13 protein-coding genes and 1 pseudogene are annotated in these 17,945 nt (G+C 67.1%); 11 read left to right on the top strand and 3 right to left on the bottom strand.

Annotated elements, in window-relative coordinates; genetic code table 11:
• The first annotated feature begins 2 nt into the window (after window positions 1-2).
• Both AMD30_RS11030 and AMD30_RS11035 read left to right on the top strand, forming a co-directional pair.
• Window positions 3-1,238, top strand: coding sequence for a glycoside hydrolase family 3 N-terminal domain-containing protein (locus AMD30_RS11030; protein WP_442902694.1), 1,236 nt, complete (start codon window positions 3-5; stop codon window positions 1,236-1,238).
• Between the two features lie 100 nt (window positions 1,239-1,338).
• A complete protein-coding gene (locus tag AMD30_RS11035) occupies window positions 1,339-1,941 on the top strand; it encodes a TetR/AcrR family transcriptional regulator (RefSeq protein ID WP_014928333.1) in 603 nt (200 codons plus the stop codon).
• 161 nt (window positions 1,942-2,102) lie between these two features.
• Here the strand turns inward: AMD30_RS11035 and AMD30_RS11040 are convergent, their stop codons facing one another.
• Window positions 2,103-2,990 (bottom strand): MaoC/PaaZ C-terminal domain-containing protein, encoded by an 888-nt coding sequence (locus AMD30_RS11040; RefSeq protein WP_055475656.1) that lies wholly within the window; start codon window positions 2,988-2,990, stop codon window positions 2,103-2,105.
• Window positions 2,990-4,354 carry a 3-oxoacyl-ACP reductase gene (locus tag AMD30_RS11045; protein WP_014928331.1) on the bottom strand — a complete coding sequence of 455 codons (1,365 nt, stop codon included), beginning with the start codon at window positions 4,352-4,354 and terminating at the stop codon, window positions 2,990-2,992. The genes AMD30_RS11040 and AMD30_RS11045 overlap by 1 nt, the downstream gene beginning before the upstream one ends.
• 89 nt (window positions 4,355-4,443) lie before the next feature.
• Here AMD30_RS11045 and AMD30_RS11050 point away from each other — a divergent pair, with 89 nt between their 5' ends.
• The 9 genes and pseudogenes from AMD30_RS11050 to AMD30_RS11085 all read left to right on the top strand — a co-directional run bounded on the left by AMD30_RS11050 (window position 4,444) and on the right by AMD30_RS11085 (window position 15,995).
• Entirely contained in the window at window positions 4,444-5,757 is a 1,314-nt protein-coding gene (locus tag AMD30_RS11050) for an acetyl-CoA C-acetyltransferase (protein ID WP_014928330.1), read from the top strand.
• Between the two features lie 304 nt (window positions 5,758-6,061).
• The gene (locus AMD30_RS11055; protein WP_231632684.1) at window positions 6,062-7,759 is read left to right on the top strand and encodes a VanW family protein; all 1,698 of its coding nucleotides are present in this window, start codon (window positions 6,062-6,064) and stop codon (window positions 7,757-7,759) included.
• 63 nt (window positions 7,760-7,822) lie between these two features.
• Complete coding sequence (locus AMD30_RS11060; protein ID WP_010843351.1) at window positions 7,823-8,602, top strand: SDR family NAD(P)-dependent oxidoreductase; 780 nt, start codon at window positions 7,823-7,825, stop codon at window positions 8,600-8,602.
• Window positions 8,603-8,611: 9 nt separating this feature from the next.
• Window positions 8,612-9,049: a hypothetical protein gene (locus tag AMD30_RS11065; protein WP_014928327.1), complete on the top strand. Its 438-nt coding sequence runs from the start codon at window positions 8,612-8,614 to the stop codon at window positions 9,047-9,049.
• A 144-nt stretch (window positions 9,050-9,193) separates the two neighbouring features.
• Complete coding sequence (locus tag AMD30_RS11070) at window positions 9,194-10,756, top strand: SLC13 family permease (protein WP_084817243.1); 1,563 nt, start codon at window positions 9,194-9,196, stop codon at window positions 10,754-10,756.
• Window positions 10,757-10,864: 108 nt separating this feature from the next.
• A complete protein-coding gene (locus tag AMD30_RS11075; RefSeq protein WP_055475658.1) occupies window positions 10,865-12,082 on the top strand; it encodes a glycerate kinase family protein in 1,218 nt (405 codons plus the stop codon).
• A 75-nt stretch (window positions 12,083-12,157) separates the two neighbouring features.
• Window positions 12,158-12,736, top strand: a pseudogene (locus AMD30_RS25410) (TerD family protein); the annotation flags it as partial.
• A gap of 390 nt (window positions 12,737-13,126) precedes the next feature.
• Entirely contained in the window at window positions 13,127-14,314 is a 1,188-nt protein-coding gene (locus AMD30_RS25415; RefSeq protein WP_231632689.1) for a hypothetical protein, read from the top strand.
• A gap of 934 nt (window positions 14,315-15,248) precedes the next feature.
• Window positions 15,249-15,995 carry an LppU/SCO3897 family protein gene (locus AMD30_RS11085; protein ID WP_231632685.1) on the top strand — a complete coding sequence of 249 codons (747 nt, stop codon included), beginning with the start codon at window positions 15,249-15,251 and terminating at the stop codon, window positions 15,993-15,995.
• 76 nt (window positions 15,996-16,071) lie between these two features.
• On the opposite strand, the gene AMD30_RS11090 is transcribed toward AMD30_RS11085, so the two are convergent.
• A complete protein-coding gene (locus tag AMD30_RS11090; protein ID WP_055475661.1) occupies window positions 16,072-17,907 on the bottom strand; it encodes an acyl-CoA dehydrogenase in 1,836 nt (611 codons plus the stop codon).
• Window positions 17,908-17,945 lie beyond the last annotated feature (38 nt).

Raw genomic sequence — 17,945 nt, forward strand, 5'->3', positions numbered from 1 at the left:
CCATGGGCCCAACTCGCAGACCCCGGCGGATTCGTCCTGAGGGGGTTCGTCACGCGTGGATTCGCAATGCGGTGACGACGGGAACGGTCGCCGTGGTGTGTGCGGCGCTCGCGGCGTGCACGTCGTCGACGCCGGACTCGCCACCGCCGACGCCCTCGTACTCGGCGTCGGCCGATGCAGGGGCGACGTCTTCATCGGCGTCGACATCCGCCACCCCGGTCGTGAATGCTTGCGGTGCAACCGAACTCGCGAGGTTGTCGGTCCGCCAGAAGCTTGCGCAGCTGATCGTCGTCGGTGTGACCGGGGCGGCCGATGCGCAACAAATCGTCGAGAACGAGGAGATCGGCGGGATCTTCGTCGGGAGCTGGACCGACAAGGCGATCCTGACGAGCGGTGCGGCAGCACGGATCTCGCAGAATTCCTCGATTCCGTTGATGGTCACGGTCGATCAGGAAGGCGGCCGGGTGTCGCGGCTGTCGGCCCTCGGTATCGACCACGCCTCGCCGCGCGAGCTGGCGCAGACCAAGACGCCCGCGCAGGTGCGGGCGATCGCGGCCGGCGTGGGACGCGAGCTGAAGAGCCTCGGGGTCACCGTCGACTTCGCTCCCGTCGCCGACGTCAGCGACGAATCGGACGACGAGGTGATCGGCGACCGCTCCTTCAGCAACGACCCCGCGGTCGTCACCCGATATGCGGGGGCCTACGCCGCCGGGCTGGCCGATGCGGGAATCACGCCGGTGTACAAGCACTTTCCGGGGCACGGACACGGCTCGGGCGACTCGCACCTGGGTGTCGTGACCGTGCCGTCGCTCGCCGAATTGCAGGACAGCGACCTCGTGCCGTTCCGGACGCTGTTGCGTGACCCCGGGACCGCGGGAGCGATGGTCGGACACCTGATCGTCCCGGGCCTGACGAAGGGATTGCCCGCGAGCATCAGCCGGCCCGCGATCCAGATGCTGCGCACCGGTGTCGGCTACGACGGTCCGCGCTTCGACGGCGTGATCTACTCCGACGACCTGTCGGGCATGGCGGCGATCAGCGCGCAGTACCCCATCGAGCAGGCGGTGGAGAAGTTCATCCTCGCGGGCGGCGACGTCGCGCTGTGGCTGTCCACCGACCGCGTCGACTCGGTGCTCGACAATCTCGAGCGCGCGGTGTCGACCGGTCGTCTCGCACCCGCCCGCCTCGACGACAAGGTGGTGCGCATCCTGCGGTCCAAGGGTGTGGTGAAATGTTGAACTGCGCAGGCCCGGCCCATGCGAATGGGGTTTCACCTTACCGATTGGTAAGTTGTTGATATCGTCGGTCGAACGGATGTGGTGAACGGAGGTGGCGGTCATGTCGGGCGGAACCAAGCGACTGCCGCGCGCGGTGCGCGAGCAGCAGATGCTCGATGCGGCCGTCAAGGTGTTCGCGCAGAACGGCTTCCGTGAGACGTCGATGGATGCGATAGCCGCCGAGGCGCAGATCTCCAAGCCGATGCTGTATCTGTACTACGGCTCCAAGGACGAGCTCTTCAGTGCCTGCATCGCCCGCGAGTCGGGCCTGTTCATCGACGCGATGAGCGTCGGCTTCGATCCCTCGCTCTCGCAGCGCGAGCAGGCGGTCACGGTGATCCGCGAGTTTCTCCGCTTCGTGCACGAGCACCGTCAGTCCTGGCGAGTTCTGTACCGCGTGGCCATCGGCACGGCCGGTTTCGCCGGCATCGTCTCCGAGAGCCGCCAGCGCGTCACCGAGATGGTCACCGAGCTGATCAAGGCCGGCACCACGGTCGAGGGCGCCAGCGATCTCGACTTCGAACTCACCGCCGTCTCGATCGTCGGTGCCGCCGAGGCGGTCGCCGACCGCATCACCGAGGGCGACGTCGACCTCGAGAAGGCCACCAACCTCCTCGTCGGCATCACCTGGCGCGGCCTGAAGGGTGTCGGTACCGACTCCTGAGCGACTTGGCCCCGGACGAGCGCGGGAGCGCAGCCTCTGGGCCTTTTGAGAGCTGACAACCTCTGTGCCGCAGAAACTCCCGCGGCCCCGCCTCCCAGCCGCTGATCAGATCCGATCAGCGGGACGGAAACGGGACCGCGGGAGGAAAACGCGAAAGTCGCTCAGCTCTCCCGCGTCGTCGCGGTGAGGTGCGGGAATCCCTTGCGACGGTCGCGGATCGCGATGTCGAAGCTGCCCTTGCCGTCGATGCGGCGGGTGTACAGGTTCACCTTGGCCGGCAGCAGGATCGGCTTGCCGAACTTGACGTCGTAGGTCACCGCGTCGGGAAGCTGCGCCTCCACGTTCGCGATGGCCGCTGCCGCACTCCACATCCCGTGGGCGATCGCCTTGGGGAAGCCGAATGCCTTGGCCGGCAGGTTGCCCATGTGGATCGGGTTGCGGTCGCCCGAGGCGGCCGCGTACTCGCGGATCCGCTTGAGGTCGACGGCGAGGATCGCGTCCGGCGGCGGCGGGGTCTTCGACTTCGGTTCGGGACCACGCGGTTCGTCGGAAAGGCTGGTGCGCTGCTGCTTCAGGAAGGTCGCCGTCTGCGTGGTGACCAGTTCGGACCCGACGCTGATCTCGCTCACGACATCAATCAGAATGCCCTTGCGGTGCTCCCGGAGGTTCTGGGCGTGCGTGACGATGTCGAGCGGTTCGCCGGCCTCGATGGGTCGCTTGCGTTCGATCGTGTTCGTCATGTGCACCGAACCGACGGCGCCGAACGGGAACTCGTCAGATGTCATGAGCTTCATGACGACCGGGAACTGCAACACGAACGGGTACGTCAGCGGCAGGGTGTCGCCGAAACGTTGCCCCGTCGCGTGGCAATACGCCTGCAGCGCAGCCGAGTCCACCCGTATGCCCTCGAGCCGGTAGCGCGTCTCGGGTGCGGTCGCGTCGGCGGGGACACGCGGCGGCTTGCCGATGCCGGGCAGCAGCGCGGTGACCGCCTTGCCGTACAGCTCACCGGTGCCGGGTGCCGCCGGGAGTGTGATCGTCTTCGGCATCAGGCCCCCAGGAATCCCTGGCCGCAGACGCGGACCACGTTGCCGGTGATGGCATTGCTCGCCGGGTTGGCGAAGTAGGCCACGGTCTCGGCGACGTCGACGGTCTGGCCGCCCTGCTGCAGCGAGCTCATCAGGCGTCCGGCCTCGCGGGTCGCGAGCGGGATGGCCGCGGTCATCTTGGTCTCGATGAAGCCGGGGGCCACCGCGTTGATGGTGATGCCCTTCTCGGCCAGGATCGGCGCGTAGGCGTCGACGAGTCCGATGACACCCGCCTTGGAGGCGCCGTAGTTGGTCTGGCCGCGGTTGCCCGCGATGCCGGCGATCGACGACACGTCGACGACGGCGCCGCCCTCGCGGAGCGCACCCTTCTCGAGCAGCGTCTCCACCAGGGTCTGCGGTGCGATGAGGTTGACCGCGATGACCGCGTCCCAGCGGGCGTCGTCCATGTTGGCGAGCAGCTTGTCGCGGGTGATGCCGGCGTTGTTGACGATGATGTCGATGCCGCCGTGCCGCTCGAGGGCGTGCTCGGCGAGCTTGGCGCCGGCGTCGGCGGCGGTGACGTCGAGCGGGAAGGCCGTGCCGCCGACCTTGTTCGCGGTCTCCGACAGTGCGTCACCCGCCTGCGGGACGTCGGCGGCGATCACGTGCGCGCCGTCGCGCGAGAGCACCTCGGCGATCGTCGCGCCGATGCCGCGCGCGGCACCGGTCACGACGGCGACCTTGCCCTCGAGCGGCTTGTCCCAGTTCTTCGGGGCTGTCGCATCGGCGCCGCCGACCCGGATGACCTGGGCGTCGACGAAAGCCGACTTCGCCGACAGGACGAAGCGTACGGTCGACTCGAGGCCGGTCAGACCGGTCTTGGCGTCGGGGGAGACGTAGACGAGCTGGACGGTGGAGCCCTTCAGGAGTTCCTTGCCCAGCGAGCGCGTGAAGCCCTCGAGCGCGCGCTGTGCGACACGCTCGGACGGGTCGGTCACCAGTTCCGGGGTGGTGCCGATGACGAGGAACCGGGCGCACGGTGCGGTCGAACGCATCGCGGGCTGGAAGAACTCGAAGAGCTGACGCAGCTCGGCGGGGGAGGTGATGCCGGTCGCGTCGAAGACCAGGCCGCCGAACTTGTCGGCGCTGCGGCCGGTCGTGGCGTTCTGGATGAGGTCGTAGTCCTCGGTGGAGAGCATCTCGCGAAGTGGTTCGACGAGTCGGCCGGACCCGCCGAGCAGCACCGGACCGGGCAGCGGCGGCTCGGTGGGCTTGTAGCGCCGCAACGGCGGCGGGACGGGCAATCCGGCCTGCTTGGCGATGAATGCGCCGGGCGCGGAATGGACGAAGCTCGAGTACAGGCCAGTGTTTCCGTTGGCGGCCACGGTGATCTCCTCTGACGGTCGTTCGACAACGAACTTACTGATGAGTAAGAATACGCTATAGATACCGCACACGACCCTGGGAGATCGACGTGGCCGAACAGTCCAACCCCGCCAGCAAGCCCAAGACCCGGACCGACCGCCCGGTCGCGATCCTCGGCGGCAACCGCATCCCGTTCGCGCGCCAGGACAAGGCGTACGCGAAGGTCGGCAATCAGGAGATGTTCACCGCGGCCCTCGACGGCCTGGTGAGCCGGTTCAGCCTGCAGGGTGAGCAACTCGGCATGGTCGCCGGCGGTGCCGTGCTGAAGCACGCTCGTGACTTCAATCTCATCCGCGAGTCCGTGCTCGGTTCGGCCCTCTCGCCGTACACCCCCGCCTTCGACATCCAGCAGGCGTGCGGAACGGGTCTGCAGGCCATCACGACGGTCGCCGACGGCATCGCCCGTGGCCGTTACGACGCCGCGATCGGCGGCGGCGTCGACACCACCTCCGACGCCCCGATCGCCGTGGGTGAGGGGCTGCGTCGTCAGCTGCTCGAGGTCAACCGGGCACGCAGCACCAAGGACCAGATCCTCGGCGCCGCGAAGTTGCTGACCAAGCTCGGCATCGAGATCCCGCGCAACGGCGAGCCCCGCACCGGCATGTCGATGGGTGAGCACGCCGCCGTCACCGCCAAGGAGTTCGGCATCAAGCGCGCCGACCAGGACGAGCTCGCCGCGCGCAGCCACCAGAACATGGCAGCGGCGTACGACGCGGGCTTCTTCGACGACCTGATCACCCCGTTCCTCGGCCTGACCCGCGACCAGAACCTGCGCGGTGACTCCACCGCGGAGAAGCTCGCCAAGCTCAAGCCGGTCTTCGGTGTCTCCCTCGGCGACGCGACCATGACGGCGGGCAATTCGACCCCGCTCACCGACGGCGCGTCGACCGTGCTGCTTGCCAGCGACGAGTGGGCCGCCGACCGCGGACTGCCGGTGCTCGCCTACTTCGTCGACAGCGAGACGGCCGCAGTCGACTACGTCAACGGTCCCGACGGATTGCTGATGGCGCCGACCTATGCGGTTCCGCGACTGCTCGCCCGCAACGGACTCACCCTGCAGGACTTCGACTTCTACGAGATCCACGAGGCCTTCGCGTCGGTGGTCCTCGCCACCCTGCAGGCGTGGGAGTCCGAGGAGTACTGCAAGGAGCGTCTCGGCCTCGACTCCGCGCTGGGTTCGATCGACCGCAGCAAGCTCAACGTCCACGGTTCGTCTTTGGCCGCGGGTCACCCGTTCGCCGCCACCGGCGGCCGGATCGTCGCGCAGGCGGCCAAGCAGATCAAGGAGAACGGCGGCGGTCGCGCACTGATCTCGATCTGTGCCGCCGGCGGGCAGGGCGTCACCGCGATCATCGAGGGCTGACCCGGACGGGGTCGCATCCGACGCGGCGAGGGACCGGATCCCGACAGGTGGGACGGGTTGGCGACTGATCAACCGATCCGTCTCACCTTCGTGGGACGAAACGGGGTACTTCGTCACATATTCGGCAGAATCGTCCCTCCGGGGATGCCTCCGGCCGAAAAGTAGCGTAAATATGTCTATAGCTCCGGCTGCGCTGTCAGACCCCCGACCCGACAGCTCGGCCGGAGCGCCTACTTTCCGACCGTAGTTCTGCGGCCACCCCCTGATCTGCCCACTCGTCAGCCCCACCCGGCTGTCAGCCACGATGGATGGAGATGTGACCCCAGGCTCTCGCCGAGCACGATCCGCGCTTCGCGCCGTGCTCGCCGTCGTCGCCGTGGTCACCCTCGTCCTCGCCGCCGAATTCGTCGCCACCCGCTCCGATTCCGCGCGCAACGCCGTCGTCGGCGGAATCGACGCAGGTGGTCGGGACACCGCCGGACTCACTCCCGTCCTCGACGAGCTGGCGGCGCGCTCGACCCAGCCGGTCATCGTGCGGACGCCGGAGGGTTCGGCCGAAGTCGCGCCGGCCGATCTCGGACTCTCCTTCGACCTCGACGCGACACGCACACGTCTGCTCGAGCAACCGCGCAACCCTCTCGTGCGACTGGGCGCCCTGTTCGGCCGGGACGCCCACGTCGAACCGGTCGTCAGGCTGGATCGGACCGCGATGAACGCCGCTCTCGACGCCCAGCGCACATCACTCGAGAAGGCGGCGGTCGAAGGTGGCGTGCACTACGACGGCACCCGGCCCATCGGAGATCAACCCGCCGCGGGTGAACGCATCGCCCGGGACGCGGCGGCCGCCGCCCTCGTCGACCACTGGCTGGACGGCAGACCCGTCGACCTGCCCATGGAGCCCTTCTCGCCGACCGTCAGCGCCGAGGTCGTGGCGGCCACCGTCGCCGGACCTGCCGAACGCGTGACGTCGGCTCCCGTGCGTCTCGTCGACCGGCGGAAACGGACGGTCGAGGTACCCGCGGGAGACCTGGCGTCGATGGTGACCTTCGGTCCCGACGGGCGCGGCGGACTCACGCCCCGAGCCGATGAGAAGGTCGCCCGCCAGATCCTCGCCCCCGACCTCGACGCGTCCCAGCGTGCCCCGGTCAGTGCGAGGTTCAGCCTCGCGTCCGGCCGTCCGACGGTGGTGCCCGGGGTCGCCGGCGCATCGGTCAACTGGCCGAAGACGCTCGAGGCCGTTGCGACGAGCGCGGCCGCCGACGGTGACAACCGCACGGTCGAGGTCGTCTACGACGAGGTGGAACCGAAGCTCACGACCGATGCCGCCCGCAAGCTCGGTGTCACGGAACTGATCAGCGAGTACACGACGGGTGGCTTCTCGAGTGCCTCCGGGGAGAACATCCGGCTCGTCGCCGCCGAGGTCGACGGGGCGCTGGTCATGCCCGGAAAAGTGTTCTCGCTCAACGGACACACCGGACCGCGCGGGTCCGAGCAGGGATATGTCGAGTCGACGATCATCGACCAGGGCCGGGCGTCGACCGCCGTCGGCGGCGGCATCTCCCAGTTCGCGACGACCCTGTACAACGCGGCGTACTTCGCCGGACTCGAGGACGTCGATCACACCGAGCACGCGTACTACATCTCGCGGTACCCCGAGGCGCGGGAGGCGACGGTCTTCGAAGGGGCCATCGACCTGAAGTTCCGCAACAACACGCGGCACGGCGTCCTGATCGAGACCAGCTGGTCGTCGTCGTCGGTGACCGTGAGGTTGTGGGGCACCAAAGCGTTCGACGTGGAGTCGGTGACCGGGGAACGGTACGCGACGACCGACCCGCAGCGCGTCCGCGTTCCGCGCGGAGACGACTGCATCCCCAGCAGCGGGAGCAAGGGTTTCACCACGTCGGACACCCGCATCATCAAGGATGCGCGCACGGGACGGGAGATCGACCGGTCCACCCGTACCGTCCGTTATGCGCCCGAACCGATCGTGAAGTGCGTCTGACCCGACGGGGCGTTTCGCGGAGGGACTTTACCGAGCGATAGAACGATCGATAGGCTCCGAGTCGTGGATATCAATGGAGCTAGTGCAATCGTCACGGGTGGCGCCTCCGGCATCGGCGCAGCAGCGGCTCGCCAGCTGGCGGCCAAGGGTGCGAAGGTCGTCGTCGCCGACCTCAACGCGGACAAGGGCGAGGAACTCGCCAAGGAGATCGGCGGGCAGTTCGTCAGCGTCGACGTCACCTCGACCGAGCAGATCGAGGCCGCGGTCAATGCGGCAACCGAACTCGGCCCGCTGCGTGCGCTGGTGAACTCGGCCGGAATCGGCTGGGCGCAACGCACCATCGGCCGCGACGGCGAGTTCGGTTCGGCACACAACCTGGACGCCTACAAGAAGGTCATCGCGATCAACCTGATCGGCACCTTCGACGCCATCCGCCTCGCCGCCACCGCGATGAGCCGCAACGAGCCGCTCGACGCCCACGGTGAGCGTGGCGCGATCGTCAACATGGCCAGCGTCGCGGCATTCGACGGCCAGATCGGCCAGGCGTCGTACTCGTCGTCCAAGGGCGGCGTCGTCGGCATGACCCTCCCGGTCGCGCGCGACCTGTCGGCGGTCGGCATCCGCGTCAACACCATCGCCCCCGGACTGATCGACACCCCGATCTACGGCGAAGGCGAATCGGCCGAGGCGTTCAAGGCCAAGCTCGGTGAGTCGGTGCTGTTCCCGCACCGCCTGGGCGTGCCGGACGAGCTCGCCTCGATGGTCGTCGAGCTGGTCACCAACAGCTACATGAACGCCGAGGTCATCCGCGTCGACGGCGGCATCCGGATGCCACCGAAGTAGTCAACAGCCATGATCGACTCCCGCCGGAACGCCGGCCTGGGTCTGATCGGAGCGATGGCGGCCGTGCTGATCTCGGCCGCGTGTGCAACCGAGACCTCGGGGACCGCTGTCCCCGAGGTCTCGCCGATCGCCCTGACGACAACTGAATCCGCGGTGACCTCGACCGCGACGACCACGACGTCACCCGCCACGACCGGCCGGGCCACCCGGCCACCGGCGGCGGTCCCGCCGCAGGCGGGTGCGGCGACCGACCCGGACGAGATGACCTGCGGCACCTATCTGTCGCTCACCGATTCCGAGCAGATCGCCACGATCACCGCGTTCGCGGACCGGCACGGCAAGGAACTGGTCAAGAGCAACCCCAACAGTTACCTGTTGGTTCGCGCGTTCTGTGTGGGCGACCCCGACATGCTTCTGAAGGACAACCTTCTGCTGCAGGGCAGCTGACCGACGTCGGCGATGAGGACCGTCGACGAGTAGACGCACCGCCGATCCGGCGGTGCGTTTCTCGTTGTCCGGGACCTGGTCACGTGAAAGAACTTTCATCCGCGTCTCATTGAGGTGTCACGCCGGCGACCCATAGTTGTCGCCATGAACGTTCCGCCCGCGACCGAACGACTCCCGGACCACCCGGGGCCGGTGACGATGTACGCGACGCGCCCACCCGTCCGGCCGATGGTGCCGCCGCCGTCTCGACGCAGCTTCGCCGACATCCGCGGCGGAGCGCTGTCGCCCTGGGCGGCAGCAGGTCTCGTCGTGATCGTGCTCGCCGGCGCGTTCGTCGGACACGCCGGCTGGTCGGGTGGGTTGTCATTCGACGCCGTCGTCACGCTGCTCGTGTTCCTGGTCGCGGTGTGGGCGTGGATCTTCTCGCCACTCGATGACACCTACGTCGCCCTGGGCGGCGGCATAGCGCTGGTGATCTTCGGGATCATCGACGCCGACACCTTCGCGGGAACGCTGGGCTCGGGTGTGATCTGGCTTCTGATCGGCGCTTTCGTGATCGCGGCTGCGGTCACGGCGTCGGGATTGTCCGCTCGTGTGTCGGCGCGGGTGGTCCGCCGGGCCCGCACGCCTCGTCAGCTGGTCCATCTGATCACCGCCGCGCTGTTGCTGACCACATTCGCGATCCCGGCGACCTCCGGGCGCGCGGCACTCGCGCTCCCGATCTTCCTGGCGCTCGCCGCGGTCCTGCGCGACCGGCCGCGCCTGGTGCTGTGCCTCGCGCTGGTCTTCCCGCTGGTGATCCTCTTCTCGGCGGTCGGGTCGCTCCTGGGAGCCGGAGCTCACCTGATCACCGCCGAGATCGTCTCGGCGGCAACGGGTGAGGGTATCGGCTTCGTGCACTGGGCGGTCCTCGGTGTGCCCCTGGCCATCGTGTGGTCGCACCTGGCGGCCGAGGCGTCGCTGTGGCTGATGACCGATCACGACGAACGGGCACGTGGGCTGTGCGTGCCACCGGCCGCGTTCGAGGAGATCGGGACGGCGACCTCCGGACCGCTCACCTCCGCGCAGTGTCGTGTGTCCGTCATTCTCGGAATCGTGGTGGTGCTCTGGTGTTCCGAACCGCTGCACGCCGTCGACCCGGCGATCGTCGCGGTATTCGGCGCTCTGGCCGCGTCCGCGCCGGCGGTCGGAGCTACGACGCTGAGCGCGGCACTCAAGACCATCCCGTGGACGCTGCTGCTGTTCATGGCCGCCACCCTCGCCCTCGGCATGGCCCTCGACTCCAGCGGCGCCGCACAGTGGCTGGCGGATCGTACTCTCGGTTCCATCGCCGAGACCGGCCCGGCCGCTGCGATGGTGTTCGTCGTCGTGTCGGCGATCGTGTCGCTGCTCGCGCACCTGGTGATCCAATCCCGTTCTGCCCGATCAGCGGTGCTGGTCCCCATCATCGTGGTGACCGCCCCGGCCGTCGGGGTGGATCCGGTCGCCGCGGCCTTCTTGTCCACCGCCGCCGCCGGTTTCTGCATCACCCTCACGAGTTCGGCCAAACCGGTCGCCATGTTCGCCGCGAGCGACGACGTGCCGGGTTATCAACCGCGACATCTCCTCACGATGTCGGCGTTGCTCGCACCGGTCTCGCTGGTGTTGCTCATCGTCTTCGCCTGCTGGGTCTGGCCCCATCTCGGGCTTCCCCTTCTCCCGTCCTGACCGTCTCGTGCCGACCGACTCGTTCCTTACAGCTGTGCCGCGCAGGTCATGCCGGTCCGATTTCCATCCCGTCACCAACCCTCGTCCGATCGATCAACAGGAGTGCCGATGTCCGTCCGAGTTCCGCAACGAATCCTGGTCGCCCCGAGCGGTTTCAAGGAGAGTCTCGACGCCGTGTCGGTGGCGGCCGCCATCGCCGCGGGGGTGCGCCGCACGCTTCCCGGGGTGCGCGTCGACATCGCGCCCATCGCCGACGGAGGTGAAGGAACGGCGCGCATCCTGGCCGCCGCGGGCAACGGCCGACTCCACGAGCTGACCGTGTGCGGCCCCACCGGCGAGCCCGTGCAGTCGCACTGGGCCGAAGTGGGCGTCGGCCGCAACCGTATCGGCGTCGTCGAGATGGCCGCTGCCGCAGGGCTGGCGCTCGTTCCGGCGGGGCAGCGCGACCCCGGTGCCACCACTACTTTCGGTGTCGGACAACTGATCGCCGCGGCCCTCGATGCCGGTGTGTCGGCGATTCTCGTCGGCTGCGGCGACTCGGGCACCTGCGATGGCGGGGCCGGCGCGCTGCAAGCACTCGGCGCCCGCGTCCTGGACCGCGACGGACGCGAGATCGGGCGCGGTGGTGACGAACTGGCACGTGCCGCGTCGCTGGACCTCACCGGTCTGCATCCGCGGCTGCGTGAGACGGAGGTGGTGGTCGCTGGCAATCCGCACAACGTCCTCACCGGACCGAGCGGCGTCGCGCGCGTCTTCGGCCCCCAGAAGGGAGCGACACCCGCGCAGGTCGACTCGCTGGCTGCCGCGCTCGACATCTGGGCAGGCGTCTTGCAGCGAGATGGGCTGGCCGACATCGACTATCGCCACGGAGCGGGCTCCGGCGCGTCGGGCGGTCTGGGGGCGGGTCTCGCCGCGGTCGGCGGAATCCTGCGTTCCCGGTTCGACGCGCTGCTCGATTCCGGACTGTCGGGAATCGACCTCGACCATCGGATCGGCAAGGCGGACCTCGTGATCACGGCCGAGGGTTCCATCGACTTCCAGACCCCGCACGGGAAGGTGCCCGCCGAGGTTGCTCGCCGCGCCCAGCTGCGGGGTGTGCCCGTGGTCGCGCTCGCGGGTTCGCTCGGGCACGGTGCACCGTCGGTCCACGACGTCGGGATCGGCGCGATCGCCTCGATCATCGCGGTACCCATGCCATTGTCGGAGGCGGTCGCCAACGGCGAGCAGCTCCTCGCCGACGCCGCCGAGCGCACGATGCGGATGATCCTGCTCGGCGCAGCTGTCTCCGCCCGGGCGGGACAACGGAAGCGCAAGAAGGCCGTCTGAGTCGCGGGGTGCAGGTCCGGGCCGTGGTCGTTGTACTGGCGGCCCCCGCAGGACACAGATCCTCCAATCGGTCGAATGAGCCCCGTATCCGGCCCCACTTCTCGATTCACCACACGCCGACAGCGGTCTTGCCAATACGTTGTCGAGGTGGAGCTTCGAGAGCTGTCCAAGGGTGGGAACGTGTCCGTCGACGAGGTCGCCGGTGAAATCTCACCGCGGCTGGTGGTCGTCATCCAGACAGAGGCCGCGGCGGGCCGGGAGATCGGCCTCGATGCCGGGATACTCATCCTCGGTAACGACGGGCAGGTGCGATCGAACGATGATCTGATCTTCTACAACCAGCCCACGGGAGTGGGTGGTGCGGTGAGGCTTGTCTCGGCTGACGTCGACGCGAAGGGCGCGGATGACGAGTCCTTTCGGCAGCGGGATGCGGTGGAGGTCGATCTCGCACGCATTCCCGATTCGGTCGCGCGCATTCTTGTCACGGCCAGCACCGATCCCCGGACCGACGCGAGCTTCGGCGACGCGGCGCTTGTGAACATGTATGTCGCACACGCAGACCAGCCCGATGCTCCGTTTGTCGTTCACGCGATGGAGGGACTGTCCTCGGAACGCGCACTGATCTTCGGCGAGATCTACCGGCGGGATGACGCCTGGAAGATTCGAGCGGTCGGACAGGGGTACGCCGGAGGACTCGAGGCACTCGTGTCCGACCACGGAATCGAAGTCGACAACACGGCGTCAGTTGATGACCTCCCGGATGCGGCCGGCCAGACCGAGGAGGCAGACGCCGACCCCTCTGTCGCCGATTCACTCGCCGACGCAAGTTCGGCCGAGGCTGCTCTGGCAGCCGACACAGTGGTGGCGAGTGCCGATGACATCGAGAGAGACACCGGACCCGCGCCCAGTGAACCCGGTGCCAAGGTGACGATCGCACGCAAACGTCGGCCTGCGCCGCTACCAAAGGACTGGCAGTCGAGGAGCTTGGCATATCTGCCTCGATCCGGTGAATCGGAATGGAAGCGAGCGCGGTTGTTCCCGTCTGTGGGCATCAAGTCGACCGCCGAACAGGAGGTGCGTACGACCTCGATCTTGTTGGCGACGATGGAGACGGTCCCAGAGTTCGGACGTGCGGTTCTCAGCCAGACCGGAGCACCGCGAGGACGTATCGAAACCTTCACCGAGGTTCGGTTCACCTTGGCGGGTGAGGAAGTCCGGCCGGACGGCTTGATCAGGGTCAGCCGCGGCAGCAAGGTATGGCGGGCGTTGGTCGAAGTGAAGACCGGTCGTTCGGAGTTGACCGGTGACCAGGTCGGAACCTACGTGAAACTGGCCAAGACCAAGTCGATGGACGCGGTGATCACGATCAGCGGCGACTTGATGGCGTCTCCCGACCTACACCCCTTCGTCGTCGACGCAAGGCACTCGAAGAACATTGTCTTGAAACATCTTTCGTGGGAGGAAATCCTCGCCGAGGCGATGATCGTGCACGAGCATGTCGGCATCGACGAGAGGGTGCGAGCTCGTCTGCTCGAGGAACTCTTGTGGTACGCCGCCGACAGCCAGTCCGGCATGCGGACCTTCGACGACATGGGTAAACAGTGGGTCAAGATCCGGGAAGCAGTGAAGAACAAGACCGTCGGCGCGTCGGATGACTCGACGTCGGATGTGTGCGACCGGTTTGATCGCCTGGCTCGCCATGTTGCGCTTCGGTTGAGTGCACTCACCGGGCAGCGGGTTACTGCGCAACCACCAGCGAGTCGCGTGGACACTGTGAGTCGCGCCCGGCAACTGGCTGATTCGGGTGAGCTCTTCGCGTTGTTGCGGGTATCCGGGGCGGCCGGGCCGGTAGCGATACACGCGGATCTCGGTCGCGGACGCATTGGTTGTTCGTTGAAGACGGCAGCACCCCGTGTAGGACGAACGCAGACCAAGGTCAACTGGTTGATTCGGCAACTTGTCGACGCGCCGGACGATCTGCGGATAACCGCACACCATTCGGGAAGTCGGGTCGAGTCGACTGCCGCTTTGCTCAAGGACATTCGTTCCGACGCCACTACTGTCATGCCTTCCGACGGCCGCGACATACGCGAGTTCACGGTGACCATGGAGTCGTCCATGGGGTCGAAGCGGTCCGGAAGCGAAGGCGGATTCGTGACGGCTATGGTCCTTCTGACCACCACCTTCTACGCTGACGTGGTCGAGCGTGTGAGGTCAGGACGAGATACCTGAGTAGTACCGTCGATACCCCCCTGCGGCCGACTGGCGAACGTCGAGTCGAGGTTCGTCAGGGAAGTTGATTCTCCCGCGTGCTGCCGGACACAGCTCCGCAGGTGGATACGGCCGGTCGTGCTCGCGCGGTTCGGGATAGTTCTCGCGGCGTGACCAATTCGCCTTATCAGTCGGGGGACCCGCGATTTGGACCACAACCCCCACCCGGGCAGTACCCTCCGCACCAGGGCTTCGTGGCGTACTCACAGCCGTACCCGCTTCCACCTTCGTACGGCCCACCGGTGCCGGGAGGCGTACGCACCGGGACCGCCGTTCCCGCCGCCCCGGAAGAAGAAGCGCACGTGGTTGTGGGTTTCGCTGGGCGTCGCGGGTCTAGTGTTCGCAGTGGCAGGGCTTGGTGTCCATCGGCGGGGGGATTCGATCCCACCCAGCACAGTGCTGACAACCAGTAGTGACGTCTCTATCGGTGAATGCGTCCAGATGGAGATCAGGCAGGGATCGCTGATTGCAAAGCGTGCGTCGTGCTCGGGTTCTGAGTTCCGCTACGTCGTGGTCTCGATGTCCACTGGCAAAGAGAGCTGCGGTCCGGAGTATGCGAAGTTCTGGTTTTCGACCAAGTATCCGTCTGCGGCCGGCGCATTGTGTCTCGCGGAGGTTCTGAACCCTGGTAGCTGCTATTACGTTTCTGCTGCCACCGAGGGTGCGGCGATCGCCGAGACTCGGGAAATTGACTGTGCTGAACCGATTGTGATTCCCGGCGTGACCAATATTCGTGTCGACTCGAAAACGGCCGGCAAGCCGACGTGCCCCCGAAGCCCAGTCGGAGTACTTCATCCCGAAGCCCACCCCCACCGGTTACTGCCTCACTTTCTGGAGTGATCGATCCGCGGTAGAGAATTCTGCCGTGCCGGTGGGGGCCGGTAGTCTTCGCGGCGTGACCAACTCGCCATATCAGCCGGGGGACCCGCGATACGGGCCACAACAACAACCCGTCCAGTACCCACCGCACGGCGGGTTCCCGCCACCGAATCAGCCCTACGGGGCTCCGCCACCGAATCAGATGCCCTACGGCGCGCCGCAGCCGTATCCAGGCGGTCCGATGCCGGGAGGGATGTACCCACCCGGGCCGCCGTTCCCGCCGCCGAAGAAGAAGCGCACCGGCTTGTGGGTCGCACTGGGCGTCGTGGGGGTGTTGTTGCTGATCGTGATCGCCGGCGGCGTGGCGCGGGTGCTGGTGTCGTCGGCGCAGGGTGGCGGGATCTCGGACGTCAGTGACGTCGACGCCGGCGACTGCATCACCGTGACCGCGGAGCCGGACACGCTCAAGGCCACAGAAGTATCGTGTGGTGACACCGATTTCCACTTCGTCGTCGCGGAGAAGTCCATCTCGCAGGGACTCTGCGGACCTCAGTACTCGCGGTACTGGGTCGCGGGAGAGGACGGCGCGCTGTGCCTGGCGCAGGTGTACCAGGAGGGTCGTTGCTACCATCTGCCGTCTGCGACCGGTGGGACCGCGCTTGCCGACATCCGTGAGATCGATTGTGGTTCACCGGTATCGGGTGGAACCAATATTCGTGTCGACACGAAGGCAGCGGGCGAGCCCGACTGTTCCGGTTCGGACGGGACCTACTTCGCGGAGAAGCCGAAGCCGGTCGGGTACTGCTTCAGCGTCATCGAATGACGTCGCCGCCGCGACGCAAACGAGAACTCCCACCGGCGATTGCACCGGTGGGAGTTCTTGTTGAGCGGAGAGTGTCTCAGAAGGCCGCTTCGTCGAGTTCCATGATGTCGTTGTCGATGTTCTCGACGGTGACGCGGACGGAGGTGAGCAGCGGCAGCATGTTCTTGGCGAAGAAGCTGGCCACGGCGACCTTGCCTTCGTAGAAGGACTTGTCGGCGTCGGAGGCCCCGTTGTCGAGGGCGGCGAGGGCGACCTCGGACTGGCGGAGGAGCAGCCAGCCGATGAGCAGGTCGCCGACGGCCATCAGGAAGCGAACCGAACCGAGTCCGACCTTGTAGAGCTCGGCCGAGTTCTCCTGTGCCGCCATCAGATCGTTGGTCAGCGACGCGGCCATCGCCTGCACGTCGTCGAGCGCGGTCTTCAGCAGTGTCCGCTCGGTCTTGAGCCGGCCGTTGCCCGCCTCGGAGTCGATGAAGGTCTGGATCTGCCCGGCGACGTGTGCGAGGGCCTGGCCCTTGTCGCGGATGATCTTGCGGAAGAAGAAGTCCTGGGCCTGGATGGCCGTGGTGCCCTCGTAGAGCGAGTCGATCTTGGAATCACGGATGTACTGCTCGATCGGGTAGTCCTGGAGGAATCCGGAACCGCCGAGCGTCTGCAGCGACTCGTGGCCGAGCGTGCCGTAGGCGCGCTCGGAGCCGACGCCCTTGACGATCGGGAGCAGCAGATCGTTGACGCGGTGGGCCATCTCGGGGTCGGCGCCCGACACGATCTGTGCGGCGGCGGTGTCCTGGTGCGACGCGGTGTAGAGGTAGATCGCGCGCAGACCTTCGGCGTAGGCCTTCTGGGTCATCAGCGACCGACGCACGTCGGGGTGGTGGGTGATCGACACGCGCGGTGCGGCCTTGTCGGTCATCTGGGTCATGTCCGCACCCTGGATACGCTCCTTGGCGTACTCGAGTGCGTTCAGGTAGCCGGTCGACAGGGTCGAGATGGCCTTGGTGCCCACCATCATCCGCGCGTGCTCGATGACCTCGAACATCTGCGCGATGCCCTTGTGAACGTCGCCGACGAGCCAGCCCTTGGCGGGGGTGCCGTGCTGACCGAAGGTGACCTCGCAGGTGGCCGAGGCCTTGATGCCCATCTTGTGTTCGACGTTGGTGACGTAGACGCCGTTGCGTTCGCCGAGTTCACCGGTCTCGAAGTCGAAGTGGAACTTGGGCACGAAGAACAGCGACAGGCCCTTGGTGCCCGGTCCGGCGCCCTCGGGGCGGGCGAGAACGAGGTGGAAGATGTTCTCGGTCATGTCCTGGTCGGCCGAGGTGATGAACCGCTTCACGCCGTCGATGTGCCACGAGCCGTCTTCCTGCTGAACGGCCTTGGTGCGTCCGGCGCCCACGTCGGAGCCGGCGTCGGGCTCGGTCAGCACCATGGTGGCGCCCCAGCCGCGCTCGGAACAGATGGCGGCCCACTTCTTCTGCTCGTCGGTGCCGTTGTTGTAGAAGATGTTGGAGAAGCCGGCGCCGGCGGCGTACATGAACACGGGCGGGTTCGCGCCGAGGATCATCTCGCCGATCGCCCAGTACAGCGACCGCGGGGCGGGGAGGCCGCCGAGTTCCTCGGCGATGCCGATCTTGTCCCAGCCGCCCTCGACCAGGGCGTTGTAGGACTTCTTGAACGACTCGGGGATCGTGACGCTGTGCTCGTCGGGGTCGAAGACCGGGGGATTGCGGTCGGCGTCGACGAAGGACTCCGCAATCGGGCCCTCGGCCAGCGCACGGACCTCGCGCAGCATGTCGACGGCGGTCTCGTGGTCGAGGTCTCCGAAGTCGCCGGACTCCAGTACCTTGTCGAGCTCGAACAGTTCGAAGAGATTGAACTGCAGGTCGCGCATGTTGCTCTTGTAATGGCCCATGGTGGTTCCTTGTCTGGTGTGGCCGTCTGCGTTGGCGT

The organism is Gordonia sp. HS-NH1 (genome assembly GCF_001418765.1).
Classification (GTDB): domain Bacteria; phylum Actinomycetota; class Actinomycetes; order Mycobacteriales; family Mycobacteriaceae; genus Gordonia.